The sequence below is a fragment of the Thermodesulfobacteriota bacterium genome, assembly GCA_040756475.1.
GTDB lineage: Bacteria > Desulfobacterota > Deferrisomatia > Deferrisomatales > JACRMM01 > JBFLZB01.
This window is the reverse complement of sequence record JBFLZB010000135.1, coordinates 1-12,348: the sequence shown is the minus strand read 5'-3', so window position 1 is coordinate 12,348 and position 12,348 is coordinate 1. Positions and strand designations below refer to the sequence as shown.

Sequence of the window (12,348 nt, the reverse complement as noted above, 5' to 3'; positions counted from 1 at the left end):
CAGGGCCGCCACCAGCACGGCCCTCCCCCCCCCGCGACCGAGGAGGCGGCTCATCAGCGCTGGATCTCCACGAACTCGGCGCGCCGGTTCAGCGCCCAGGCTTCCTCATTGTGGCGGGGATCCAGGGGAACCTCTTTTCCGTAGCTCACCACGGTCATGCGGTTGGGGTCCACCCCCAGGTCCATCAGGTACTGGAACGCGGCCTTCGCCCGCCGTTCCCCCAGGGCCAGGTTGTACTCGCTGGTGCCCCGCTCGTCGCAGTGCCCCTCGACGCGGATGCGCACCCCCGGGCTGCCCAGGAGGTAGTCGTAGTTGCGCTGCATGAGGGGGCGCATGTCGGGCCGGATGAGGGACTGGTCGAAGTCGAAGTGGATGCGCTGGAGCCCCGGAGTGGTCTCCCTCGCCAGACCGCGGTCGACGGCCGGAGGGGGCGCAGGGGCCACGGCGGCGGTGTCCGGAGGCGGAGGGGTGGGAGTGGGCCGGGCGATGGGCTCCTCCCGCACGGTGGGGCGGGGAGCCGGGGCCGGTTCGACCGCGGGAGCCGGGGCAAGCTCGGCCTCCTGTCGAACCTGCTTCTTGGCGCACCCACCCGCGGCGAGGGCCGCGGCAAGGGCGAGGACCAGGGTAACGGCGGTGACCGGGTGGCGCTTCATGTCAGGAAACCTCCTTTGTGAACGGGCCATCGAGAGCTGGCGTTCAGGCCCCATCAGGGGCTCGGGAATACGGGGGACCACGCGGGCTGGGAGGCCTTTCCGCCCCGGGGGCTCACCCTCCGGAACTCCTGGCCCCCGACCCGGAACACGTACACGGCGTATTCGCCCTCCCGGGCGGACGTGACGGCCAGGAAGCGGCCGTCGGGGGACCAGGACGGGTCGAGGGTATCGGAGGGGCCGAAGGTGAGCTGGCGCACCTGCTTGCCCCGGGGGTCCACCAGGTACACCTGGAAGACGCCCCGCTCGTCCTTTCCCGTAAAGGCGATCCAGTCCCCCTTGGGCGACCAGTCGGGGTCGCCGTTGTGGGTTCCGGAGAAGGTGACCCGGCGCACGTCGCGGCCGTTGCGGTCCATCACGAAGATGTGGGGGTTGCCCATCCGGTCCGAGACGAAGGCGATCTCCCTGCCGTCGGGAGACCAGCTGGGCGCCACGTCGATAGCCCGGTCCCGCGTGAGGCGCGTCAAGTCCCGAGAGGCCTTGTCCATCCGGTAGATCTCGGCGTTGCCGTCCTCCGTGAGCACCAGGAGCAGCTCCTTGCCGTCGGGGGAGTCCTTGCCCCCCAGGTCCAGCCCGGCGCGGCGCGAGACCGACCAGTGCTTCCCGGTGCCCAGGTCCATCAGGTACAGATCCGGGTCCCCCTGGTGGTACCCCGTGTAGTACAGGTACCGGCCGTCGCGGGACCACGCCGGGTTCAGGCTCAGGGACCCCGCGCGGGTGAGCCGCTGGGCGTTGGCACCGTCCATGTCGGCGACGGCGAGCTCCTTTGCCTTCCCCTCCTGCACCACGTAAGCGATCCGGGTCCCGAAGGGCCCCGGCGCGCCGGTGAATTCCTCCAGCACGGTGTTGGCGAACATGTGGGCCACCGTGCGGGCCGCCGCGGCCGGCGCCGCGTAGTGGCGGCCGAAGAGCGTCTGGCGGCGCAGCACGTCGTAGGCCCAGAGATCCACCGAGAGCTCGCCCCCCCCCGCCCGGGAGATCCCGCCCTTGATGAGCACCTCGGCCCCGATGGCGAACCAGTCGGCAAAGGCCGCCGCGGTGGGTTGCAGGGGCGCGCGCTGGGGATCCTCCAGGTAGCCCCGGGGGTCGAGCACCTCGAAGAGCTCGGTGGTTCCCAGGTTCGAGCGCAGCACCCGGGCGATCTCGGCGTGGGCGTCCCCCGTGTCTCCCCCCTCCTGCCGCAGGGAGGGCACGGCCAGGGGAATTCGCCGCAGGCCCGGCGCGTTGATGTCGATATAGACCTTGGCCTGCACCGGCAGGGCACACGCCAGCACCAAGAGCGCCGCGGTCCAGGTTCTGGGAAGCCAGCGACCGGGATCTCTCGGCGCCGGGGAGCGAGCACGTGGCAAACCGGTCTCTCAAAGCCTTGAAATGGGGGCACAAAACGAGAGGCCGCCACGATAGTATAGGGGTGGGGCCAAGTCAAGAACGACCGGATGGCAGGGCGCCCGATGCCGCCGGCCGCCCCCTCCCTCAGGCGGCCTCGGCGGCTACGGCCCGGCCGAAGGCCGACGTGGTGAGGACCCGGGGGTTGTCCATCCCGGCAGCCAGATCCGGCGTGACCCGCCCGGAGGCCAGCACGCGCGTGACGGCTTCCTGCAGGCGCGACGCGGCCTCGGGCATGCCCACGTGGCGCAGGAGCATGGCCCCCGAGAGGATGAGGCTCCCGGGGTTGGCCTTCCCCAGGCCCGCGATGTCCGGAGCGGTGCCGTGGGTGGCCTCGAAGACGGCGTAGTCGTCTCCGATGTTCGCGCCGGGTGCGAGCCCCAGGCCGCCCACCTGGGCCGCCGCGGCGTCGGAGATGTAGTCGCCGTTGAGGTTCGAGAGGGCGAGCACGTCGTAGCGCTCGGGCCGCAGGAGGATCTCCTGGAACATGGCGTCGGCAATCCGGTCGTTGACCAGGATCGTCCCCGGCGGCAGCGCCCCCGCCAGGTCGCGGCCGTGCTCCCGAGCGCGGAGCTCGGTCTCGGTGACCGTCTTCTCGGCGAACTCCCGGGCCGCGACCTCGTAGCCCCACTCCCGGAAGGCCCCCTCCGTGTACTTCATGATGTTGCCCTTGTGCACCAGGGTCACCGACCGGCGCCCGCTCTCCAGAGCGTAGCGGATGGCCCGGCGCACCAGGCGCTTGGAGCCGCGAACGCTCATGGGCTTGATCCCGATCCCCGAGTCTTCGGGAATCGCCGCCCCCATCTCCTCGGCCAGGAAGCGGATGAGCTTGTGCGCTTCGGGGGTGCCCTCGCGCCACTCGATGCCCGCGTACACGTCTTCGGTGTTTTCCCGGAAGATGACGATATCGAGGCGCTCGGGGTGCACCACGGGCGCCGGCACCCCCGGGAAGGCCCGCACGGGGCGCACGCAGGCATAGAGGTCCAGGGTCTGGCGCAGCGCCACGTTGAGGCTGCGGATGCCTCCGCCCACCGGGGTCTCCAGGGGGCCCTTGAGGGCGACCCGCGCCGCGCGGATGGCCTCCAGGGTCTCCGGGGGCAGGGGGGAGCCGGTGCGGTCGAAGGCGGCCCTGCCGGCCAGCGCCTCCCGCCAGGCCAGGGAGCGGGCCCCCCCGTACGCGGCCTTCACCGCGGCCTCGATGGCCTCGACCGCCGCCGGGGCGACCTCGGGGCCGATTCCGTCGCCTTGGATGAGCACCACCGGAACGGCAGCGGGGGAAGGGGTCATCGGCCCCCTCCCGAGGGGGCGCCGCGCTCGGCCATAGGCACCCAGGCGCACCCCTGGGGGCCGCAGTAGTCCCCCACGTACTCCGCCTCGGGCCGGTAGAGCTCGGGCTTTTCCTGGGCCTCGGCGAACTTCTCCTCGATGACGTGGGCACACCAGCCCGACACCCGCCCCAGGGCGAAGACCGGGGTGAAGAGGTCCGTGTCGATGCCGAGCTGGTAGTAGGTGGCTGCCGAGTAGAAATCCACGTTGGGGTAGATGTCGAGCCCCTTGCGGGCCTTGAACTCCCGCTGGGTGGCCTCCCGCACGGCCTCTGCGATGTCGATCCAGAAACTCTGGCCGGTCTTCTTCCCCAGCTCCAGGGCGAGCTCCATCAGGATGGGCGCCCGGGGGTCGAGGGTCTTGTAGACCGCGTGGCCCATCCCCATCACCTTGCCTCCCGCGTCGAGCTTGGCTTTCACGTAGCCTTGCGCCTTCTCGGGGGTGCCGATCTCCTGGAGCATCTTCATCACCTGCTCGTTGGCGCCGCCGTGGAGCTCGCCCGAGAGCGCCCCAACCGCCGCCGTCACCGAGGCGTAGAGGTGGGCGTGGGTGCTCGCCACCTCCCGTGCCGCGAAGGTGGAGGCGTTGAAGGTGTGGTCGGCGTGGAGGGTGAGGCACACGTCGACGATGCGGGCCTCCTGCTCGTGGGGCTCGGCCTCCTTGAGGAGGTAGAGGAAGTTCGCGGCATGGGCGAGATCGCCCCGGGGCTCCAGGGGCTTCTCTCCGGCCCGCAGGCGCTTCCAGGCCGCCACCACGGAGGGCAGGCGCGCGGTGAGACGCTCGGCCTGGCGCGCGACGGCCTCCTTGGAAGTGTCCTTGAGCTCCGGGTCGTGGTCGGCGAGGAAGGGGACGGCGCCCTGGAGCACGTCCATGGGCACCGCGTCGCGGGGCCGCTGGGCCAGGGCCTCCACCACCCCCGGCGGCAGGGCCCGGGCGGCCCGCAGGCGGGCGTCGAAGGCCGCGAGCTCCTTCCGGGAGGGCAGGCGGCCGTGGATGAGGAGGTGGGCTACCTCCTCGTACGTGGCGTACTTGGCCAGTTCCTGGATGCGAAAGCCCCGGTACTGGAGCTCCCCCTTGATGCCGTCGATGTAGCTCACCTTCGTGTCGGCGACCGGGATGCCCCGAAGGCCGGTGTTCTTCACCCGCGGGAAACAGACCTGTTGCTCTTCCATGCCGAGCTCTCCTCTGGCGGAGGTCAGGTGGGCGCGCCCCCGAAGAGTAACGCGCGGCGAGGATGCGTCAAACGCCCGACCCTGCGGACCGGGTCCTGCGCCGGTGGCGCGCTACGTAGACCGCGATCAGGGCGGCGCACAGCGCCAGGAGCCCCAGGGTCGCCTCCCGGGAGTAGGTGCGGATGAGCTCCTCGTTGCCCCCCGCCACGTACCCGATGGCGGCCAGGATCGCCACCCAGATCCCGGCGCCCAGGCCCGTGTAGAAGAGGAAGCGTCCCATGGGCATACGGGCCAGACCGGCTGGAAACGAGATGTACTGGCGCACCACCGTGATCAGCCGCCCCACGAAGGTGCTGATCTCCCCGTGTCTTCGGAAGAAGGCCTCCATCCGATGGAACTTCTCCGGGGGAAGGAAGAGGTAGCGGCCGTAACGCTCCAGGAAGGGGCGGCCGAGCCACACCGCCAGGTAGTAGTTGAGCAGGGCGCCGGCCAGGGAGCCGGCGGTCCCCATGGCGATGGCGACACCCAGGTTCATCTCTCCCCGGTAGGCCAAGTACCCCGCGGGGATCATCACCACCTCGCTGGGGAAGGGGAAAAACGAGCTCTCCAGCGCCATGAGGAGAAAAATCCCCGGGTAGCCGAGCTGGCCGATGGTCTGGACGATCCAGGCGATGAGTTCGCCGAGCAGGTGCATGCAGGTCCTGGGGGAGGAGGGTTGGGTTGCGGCCCGATGATACCCGAAGGGGGGGCGCCGTGCGACTGCCCGGGTCTTCTGATTGCCGTCTCTCCTCAACGACAGGGGACCCAAGACCTCTGCCGTCCGTCGCGCGCCCCCTCTTTCTGGATGGGGGCACACTTGGGCAACCCCGTGCGCCGCGCTCTGCGGCGCTGCCATCTTGCGCGCCTTCCAGGCGGCGGTGGATTCCGCGCTCGTGCGCTGGGCGGGGAGCGGGTCAGGTCTCCCGGTCGTCTCTCGGAAGGCGGAGCAGCCGGCAGAGGAGCGAGCCACCTAGAACCAAGAGGCCGAAAAGGATCACGCCCCGGGCAAACGAACCTGCGTCCCCGAGCCAGGCGATTGCGGCCGGCACAGCGCCCCCGCCCAGGAGAAAGGCTACCGGAACCGTGAGGGAAACGGCGACGTTCCTGACCTCGGGCGGGCCGAGCCGGGAGAGGGCCGCAAAGGCCGGGGGGAAGAAGCACACCGCCGCGAGGGGCTGCAAGAGCACCGCCGCGGCCACCCAGGCGTCCGTCAGGACGCCGAGGAGTATGGTGAGGATCCCTGTGGCGAAGAAGGCCCCCTGCAGCGCCCGGCGCGGCCCGAAGCGGTCGGCGGCCCAGCCCGCGCCGAAGGCAGCAACCAGACCCGAGATCCGCGACACCGCCACCATGGCGTTCACCCACTCCCGCTCCATGCCCCGCTCGGCCACCAGATACAGGGGGAGCACCGCATAGACCCCGAGGCTCGCGCCGATGCCCAACGTGAAGAGCGCCATGAGGAGCCAGAAGGCGGGGTCGGCCGCGAGGAGGCGCAGGGTGCGCGGGCTCGGGATCTCCCCCCGGAACTCTCCTCCCCGGCCCTTCCACAGATAGGCCACCGCCGCGAAGAGGCACACCGTCCCCAGGAAACCCGGGGCGACACGCCAGGGGAAGCGGAACAGGAATGCCTCGGCCAGAAGGGGGGCCGTCACGAACCCTAGGTTTGGGGCCAGCTCGTGAACGGCCACGGCGCGCCCCCGGGCCGAGGGGTGAACGAGCGAGGTCAGGGTGGCGAGGCCCGAGGGCAGGTAGAGGCCTGCCGCCGTCCCCAGGAAGAGAAGCCCTGCCCGGATGCTCAAGAGGTCCTGGGCCAGGGAGACCCCGAGCAGGGCGACGCCGGCGCACGCCGCGGAGGCCGCCACCGTGCGCCGGTGGTCCCAGTGCGAGGACACGAGACCCGATCCCAGGAGCCCCGCGCAGTACCCCGCGGAGACGAAGAAGAAGAGACTCCCGGCCTGGGCGTGGGCGATCCCCAGATCGGCCACCACGGCCGGCATGAGGGGTGCGAAGATAACCCGGCCCACGAAGTTGAGGAAGAACATCCCGGTGAGGGCCAGGAGGAGGCCCAGGGGAAACCCCGTTCGCCTGCCCGGAGGGTACGCGCAGGGAAGAACGCGAATCGAAGCGCTCCCGAAGGCCTCGGGAGGAGAGTCTTTTTCCCGGGGCCTCCCGTTCAGCGGGCTGTCCCTCTCATCAGGGGTATGCATCCCGGGCTGCGGGCCGGCCGAAAGGGTCCAGCGAGCCGGCCCGCCGCCCTCAGGCGTTGACGTCGCCAGCGCTTGCCTGGACCATCTTGCTGAACTCCTGGAGTGAGGAGACCTTATAGGACATCTGGAGGCGCACGCGGTAGGTGATCAGCGCGCCGGTCATCTTGACGTCCATGCGCACCACCTCGCCGACCCGCAACTCGCGCATCCCAATGGCCTTTGCGTCCTCGATGGCCTGCCGGGTGGCGTCTTCCCAGGACTTGGTGCTCGTTCCCACCAGTTCGATGAATTGATACGAGCTCATGTCGTGCCTCCTGTGGGGTGGACGGGTGTGCCAGTGTCGGCCTTTCTACCGGATACCCCGCTCCGCGGCAAGGTGGCGGCCGGTCGAGGGCCCGGTCTACTTCTGAAGAACAGGGGTCATTGACCGCATACGAAGCAGTGCAGAGGTCACCAGGGGGGCCGAAAGGTGGTTCATGCCTGCAAGAGCAGGGCGACCCCTCCGACTGCTACCGCGGTCCCGATGACGGAGCGCACCGTCACGGGCTCCCGAAACCACAGGGCGGCCATGGGCAGGACGAAGAGCGGGCTCGTCGCCCCGAGGGCGCCAGCGATGGAAGCGTCCAGACGGGACAGGGCGACCAGGGAGAGCATGAACCCCCCGAACGTCACGACGCAGACGACGGCTGCCGCCCGGGCCAGGACCGCGCGCTGGCGCAGGAGCCGAAGCTGCGCCCCGAGCACGTGGGTCCGCGCTCCCCAGGCGAGCAGACCCAGGGTCCCCGCCGAGAGCCGGACCAGCGCCGCCTGAACCGGCGGGACCTCCTCCAACCCCTTCTTGGCGAGCAGGACGGCCGCGACGGTGCAGGCGACGGCAACGAGGCCGGAGCGGAGGCCGCGCGCCCGTTCTTGCCGGAGACCTCCTTCGGGGGTGCGTTCCCAGAGGACCCAGCCGACGCCAGCCGCGGTGAGGCAGATGCCGGCCCAAGCCGCGGCTGCGGGCCGCTCTCCGAGGAAGGCCGCGGCGCACAGGGCGATGAAAAACGGGTTGAGGGTCCCGAGGAGCGACGCAAGCCGTGGCCCCAAGTCCATGAGAGAGCGAAAGAAGAAGGTATCGCCGACGGCGATGCCGAGCACTCCGCTCAGGCCGAGCCAGGCGAGTGCCGGAGCGCTGACGGGCTGGGCGCCCACCAGGGCGAGGGCCGCCGCCAGCAAGCCGCTCCCGATCAGGCCCTTGGCGAGGTTGCTTCCGAAGGGAGAGAGAGAGTCTCCGAGCCGCCGCCACAGGACGGCGCCAAGGGCCCAGGACGCGGACGACGCGAGGGCCGCCATGCCGTAGAAGAGGCGCTCGTCCACGGTCAGCTTCCCACGGGCCCCGGCGCCGGGGGCGATCGGGGGTCAGGCCGAGGCGGCAAGGTCTTGGGCGCCCTCGCCCCGGTAGGGATTCAGCGGTCCTTCCTCGTAGGCGGTCCTGGGAAAGGGAAGGTACCGGGGCTCGTAGAACTGGATGGCCACCTCGTCCGCGAAGAAGGTTCCTCGCTCCGTCAGGCGCAGACCGGCACTGTCCGCCTCGACGAGGCCGAAGTCGCGCAGCCGGGCGAGGCGGTCCGGAAACACCTCCTCGGGAAGGCAGCCCGTCGCCTCGCGAAACCGGCGGCGGGACACGCCGTTGTGCTTGAGGGGCAGCACGAGGGCGTGCCGCAGGTGGTCCTGCCGGGACCGCACCTTCCCCCGGTCGAGGGGAAGACGGCCGCGCTGCACTGCCTCTCCGTACTGTTCGAGGCCGGCCGCCGTGTTGAGGTAGAAGCGCCCCTGGAGGTTCGACCAGGCGGAGACGCCAAGGCCCAACACGTCCGAGAGGCGGTCGCAGTGGTCGACGAGGTATCTGGAGTCGTGGGAAGGGCCCTTCGAGAACACCCGCCGGCAGGACTCGCGCAGGCCCGCCTCCCGGGTGACCAGGCGCCCCAGCGCCTTCATGGCGTGGGTCTCGCGCACCGGCGGGAAGCGGTGGGGCTCCCGGGCAAAGGTGTCCCCGATCGCCCCCGGCCGGTCGCCGTGGGGGACGATCCGCAGGCGGTAAAGCTGCAGCGCGTCCACGTCCTGGGATACGGCGGTCTCCAGGGTGGCGAGCCACTCCTCGATCGTACCCCCGGGGTACCCGTAGATGAGGTCGACCGAGAGGCTGGGAAAGCCCGCTCGCCGGACCCGTTGGATCGCCTGCACGGCGTCGGACGCCGTGTGCCGCCGCCCCATGGAGGCCAGCGCGCCATCCTGGAACGACTGGACGCCCAGGCTCAGGCGGTCCACTCCCCGCTCCCGAAGGACCTTCAGGCGGTCCGCTCCCTCCGGCCCGAGCAGGGTCCCGGGTTCGGCTTCGCAAGTGATCTGGGCGCAACGGGACAGGTCCAGGGAGCCCTCCAGGGACTGGAAGAGCCCCTCGAGCTGCCGCGCCGAGAGGACCGTGGGGGTCCCGCCGCCGAGGAGGAACGAGTGGGGAGCGAGGGTCTCCACCCCCAGACGGCGCTTGAGGAGCCCGATCTCGGCCGCGAGGTCCCGCAGGTAGTCGTCCACCGCGGCGGACGGGGCGGCGCTGCACGTGACCCAGTGACAGTACGTGCACTTGGACCGGCAGAACGGCAGGTGGACGTAGAGCGCGCAGGGCCGCGTGCGGTCATAGGAGAAGTCTCGGAACAGGTCCGCTTCCGCGGCCCTGGGATACATGGGAATCGGCGGATAGTAGATGGATGGGAAGTAGAGCCCTTGCCGGGGGAGGAGCCCCGCCGCGGTCAGAGCGTCGGGGTCGAGCCGCTCGACCTCCTCGCGGGCCAGGAGGATCAGGTCTCGGGGTGCCAAGGATGGGTCTCCTTCTTGCCGGCGTCCGTTACGGCCGCGGGCTCGCGATGAGGAAGTGTTTGCCCGGCAGGACCTGGAGTTTCTCGAGAATCTCGAAGCCCGCGGCGCGCAGGTCGGCCGCGATCTGATCCCCGGAGAGCCGTCTGTCGTCCTCGGGCCCCAGGCCGGGCTGGTACCTCCCCTTCTCCCACCCGATCACCGCGATGCGGCCGCTTGGCTTGAGGCGGGTGCGCAGGTGCTCCAGGTATGGGACGCCGTCGGCGATGTGGATGTAGACGTGGGACAGGAAGATCCAGTCGCAGGAGTCCTCCGGGAGACCCGAGTCCTCGGGGCCCGTCAGGATCGGGACGATGTTCGCGAGGCCCTCCTCTTCGGCCCGGCGCCTGGCCTCGTCCAGGAGGTACGGCTCGATGTCCACCGCGTAGACGGTCCCCTTGGGGCCCACGGCGCGGGCGAAGCGCCGGGCGAAGTAGCCTGTCCCGGTTCCCACGTCTCCGACCACCTGCCCCGCCTCCAGGCGTAGGGCTGCCAGGACGGCGTCGGGCCTCGCAGAGCGCTCCCGCCCCGGGCGCTCCAGCAGCAGCGCCCGGCGCTCCGCGTCGAGGTGGTCGCGGGGAGAGGTCCCTTCCGCGTCTTCCGCCCAGGCGCGGCTGACCGGGCAGGGGGCTGCCTGGAGAGAAGAGGCGATCCAGAGCGCCACTGCGCACGCCGCCCAGCCGAGGCGCACGCCCCTCAAGGTGTCTCCTCTCCCGAGAGGGTCAGGTCCAGGGCCGAGACGCGCTGGGTCTCGACGGACAGAGTCTGTTTCGGGCTCACGAGGTCTCCCGGCCCGGTCTCGGCCGCCGGGAAGGGAGAGGACGTCCTTCTCGCCAGGACGACGTAACTGCCGGGAGCGAGGTGCAGGGAGAAGCTGCCGTCAGGGCCGCTAGGGGGCGAGAGGGCGACCTCCTCTCCTGTCACGGCTCCAGACCCGGCCGCAAAGGCGTAGACGCGGGCTCCCGCAACGGGCTCCCCCCGGAAGGTGAGCCGGCCCTGCACCGAAGGCACCGGAGCTGCCTGGCGCCTCTCCCCGACTGCCGGGCTCTCCCGCCAGGGAACGAAGGCTACCCTGTCCCTCGGGTACCTCGCGCCGGTGCGTTCACCACCTGCGCCCAGGAAGTCCACGGTGGGCTTGTCGGCGCCGTCCTCGAAGAAGCTCACGTTGCCCTCCGGAGCCATCGCCCCTAGCTCGTCGCTGCCCGCGGCTCCCCACCAGTTTCCCCGGGCGTCGACCACCGGTCCTTCTGCGCCGAGCGAGTCGAAGGGGGCGGGAGCGAGCCTTCCCGCGAGAGGTCCGGACCGGGGTTGCTGACCGGGAAGGCGGCTCGGCAGCAGCCTCTCCGCGGCCAGGGACTGGTTGTCCCCGAGCACCAGGGCAAACAGTCGGTTCCCGAAGATGTCGTTGCCCTCGATCCTGGGCCGCGCGGCCAGGTTGCAGTATATGCCCACCCCGTTGCCTGTGATGATGTTTCGTTGCACGAGGGGGCTGACCTGCTTTTCCGCCCAGATGCCGGTCTCGTTTCCGGCGATCTCGTTGTGGCGGATGAGGGGGTGGGACATGAGTTCCACGAAAATTCCTCGGTCGTGGCCGCGGATCACGTTCCCTTCGATCTTCGGGGCGGCGCCGAGCGTACAGACGATGCCCGCCGGGCCGTTGCCCTCGATCCGTGAGGAGAGGATCTCCGGCTCTGCCCCGTGCTTCACCTCGACGCCTGCCGCGGTGCTGTCGGTGATCCGGCATTGCTCCACGCGGGCCCGGGAGGTGCCTTCGATGTATAGCCCCTTCTCGTTCCCGGCGACCTCACATGCCACCAGTCTCGCGGCAAACTCCTCGAACGCGGCCAGGCCGGCCCGATTGCGCCGAAGCCGGCAATGTTCGAGGAGGACCCGGGACGCGCCGCCCTGGACGGCGGCGTCGGCGTACTCGATCGTGCAGTGGGAGAGCACGCTGAGCCGGCTGCCGGCCCTCGTGAAGACGATGCCGGCCCAATCGCCGGCCCGGGGCTCTCCCCCGGCCGAGGTGAAGAAAATGGGCCGGTCCTCCCGCCCCTGGGCGATGAGGCGGCCCCGAATGTCCAGGAGCACACCGCGGCCCTCGGCCTCGTTCCAGCGCCGGGCCACCCGCACCACCGTTCCTGGCAGCACGAGCAGGGTGGCCTCCTGCGCCACCGTGCAGTCCGCTTCGAGCTCTACGATCCCCTGCCAGACGGTGTCGGCTCGGATGACGGCAGCCCCTGCCTCGCCCCACGGGGGCCAGGCCAGAAGGGCAAGGCCGAGAAAGGCGCGCCGAAGACCACCCGCCCAGATCCCCCTTCGCCCGCCGGCCGACCTTCGGGCGGGCTTAGGGAGCATACTCCTCCTTCCAGACCCTTGCGTCGAGCTCCACATACCCCAGGGTGTCGCCGAGCTCCACCCGGTCTCGGCGGTGTTTCACAGGCCGCACGAAGACGCCCTTGTCCGGGGAGGCGATGGTCCAGGTCTGCGTGCCGCCCTCCAGGGTGACCAGGGGCTGGCCCTTGGCCACCTCTTCCCCGGGTTTCACCAGCCACTGGGCAAGCCGCACCCGGTCGCGCTCCTGGCGCGGGGCGAGCCGGGGCACGAAGAGGGTGCCCTGGATGC

The 12,348-nt window shown here is 70.7% G+C and carries 12 protein-coding genes; all 12 read right to left on the bottom strand.

Translation table 11 applies throughout. The annotated features are described in order from the left end of the window. Window positions 1–53: 53 nt before the first annotated feature. Window positions 54–653 (bottom strand): peptidoglycan-associated lipoprotein Pal, encoded by a 600-nt coding sequence (pal, locus tag AB1578_16820; GenBank protein MEW6489566.1) that lies wholly within the window; start codon window positions 651–653, stop codon window positions 54–56. A gap of 53 nt (window positions 654–706) precedes the next feature. Further along, complete coding sequence (gene tolB, locus AB1578_16815; GenBank protein MEW6489565.1) at window positions 707–1,984, bottom strand: Tol-Pal system beta propeller repeat protein TolB; 1,278 nt, start codon at window positions 1,982–1,984, stop codon at window positions 707–709. A 199-nt stretch (window positions 1,985–2,183) separates the two neighbouring features. Further along, entirely contained in the window at window positions 2,184–3,383 is a 1,200-nt protein-coding gene (icd, locus tag AB1578_16810; protein MEW6489564.1) for an NADP-dependent isocitrate dehydrogenase, read from the bottom strand. Then, window positions 3,380–4,594 (bottom strand): citrate/2-methylcitrate synthase, encoded by a 1,215-nt coding sequence (locus AB1578_16805; GenBank protein ID MEW6489563.1) that lies wholly within the window; start codon window positions 4,592–4,594, stop codon window positions 3,380–3,382. The genes icd and AB1578_16805 overlap by 4 nt, the downstream gene beginning before the upstream one ends. Before the next feature lie 67 nt (window positions 4,595–4,661). Next, window positions 4,662–5,288, bottom strand: coding sequence for a DedA family protein (locus AB1578_16800; protein MEW6489562.1), 627 nt, complete (start codon window positions 5,286–5,288; stop codon window positions 4,662–4,664). Between the two features lie 259 nt (window positions 5,289–5,547). Further along, on the bottom strand, window positions 5,548–6,837 hold the full coding sequence (locus AB1578_16795; GenBank protein ID MEW6489561.1) for an MFS transporter: 1,290 nt from the start codon (window positions 6,835–6,837) through the stop codon (window positions 5,548–5,550). 49 nt (window positions 6,838–6,886) lie between these two features. Next, window positions 6,887–7,141 (bottom strand): dodecin family protein, encoded by a 255-nt coding sequence (locus AB1578_16790; GenBank protein ID MEW6489560.1) that lies wholly within the window; start codon window positions 7,139–7,141, stop codon window positions 6,887–6,889. A gap of 170 nt (window positions 7,142–7,311) precedes the next feature. Beyond that, the gene (locus AB1578_16785) at window positions 7,312–8,193 is read right to left on the bottom strand and encodes a DMT family transporter (protein MEW6489559.1); all 882 of its coding nucleotides are present in this window, start codon (window positions 8,191–8,193) and stop codon (window positions 7,312–7,314) included. 42 nt (window positions 8,194–8,235) lie between these two features. After that, window positions 8,236–9,690 carry a coproporphyrinogen-III oxidase family protein gene (locus AB1578_16780; protein MEW6489558.1) on the bottom strand — a complete coding sequence of 485 codons (1,455 nt, stop codon included), beginning with the start codon at window positions 9,688–9,690 and terminating at the stop codon, window positions 8,236–8,238. A gap of 28 nt (window positions 9,691–9,718) precedes the next feature. Further along, complete coding sequence (locus AB1578_16775; protein ID MEW6489557.1) at window positions 9,719–10,417, bottom strand: class I SAM-dependent methyltransferase; 699 nt, start codon at window positions 10,415–10,417, stop codon at window positions 9,719–9,721. 5 nt (window positions 10,418–10,422) lie between these two features. Then, window positions 10,423–12,081, bottom strand: a complete 1,659-nt coding sequence (locus AB1578_16770; protein MEW6489556.1) for a right-handed parallel beta-helix repeat-containing protein — start codon at window positions 12,079–12,081, stop codon at window positions 10,423–10,425. Beyond that, the coding region (locus AB1578_16765; protein MEW6489555.1) for a biotin/lipoyl-containing protein at window positions 12,071–12,348 on the bottom strand (278 nt) is incomplete at its 5' end. The genes AB1578_16770 and AB1578_16765, both read right to left, overlap by 11 nt.

Coding starts and splice junctions, on each gene's coding strand:
- AB1578_16805 (MEW6489563.1), bottom strand. CDS start 4,594: ATGGAAGAGCAACAGGTCTGTTTCCCGCGGGTGAAGAACACCGGCCTT.
- icd (MEW6489564.1), bottom strand. CDS start 3,383: ATGACCCCTTCCCCCGCTGCCGTTCCGGTGGTGCTCATCCAAGGCGAC.
- AB1578_16795 (MEW6489561.1), bottom strand. CDS start 6,837: ATGCATACCCCTGATGAGAGGGACAGCCCGCTGAACGGGAGGCCCCGG.
- AB1578_16790 (MEW6489560.1), bottom strand. CDS start 7,141: ATGAGCTCGTATCAATTCATCGAACTGGTGGGAACGAGCACCAAGTCC.
- AB1578_16770 (MEW6489556.1), bottom strand. CDS start 12,081: ATGCTCCCTAAGCCCGCCCGAAGGTCGGCCGGCGGGCGAAGGGGGATC.
- AB1578_16800 (MEW6489562.1), bottom strand. CDS start 5,288: ATGCACCTGCTCGGCGAACTCATCGCCTGGATCGTCCAGACCATCGGC.
- pal (MEW6489566.1), bottom strand. CDS start 653: ATGAAGCGCCACCCGGTCACCGCCGTTACCCTGGTCCTCGCCCTTGCC.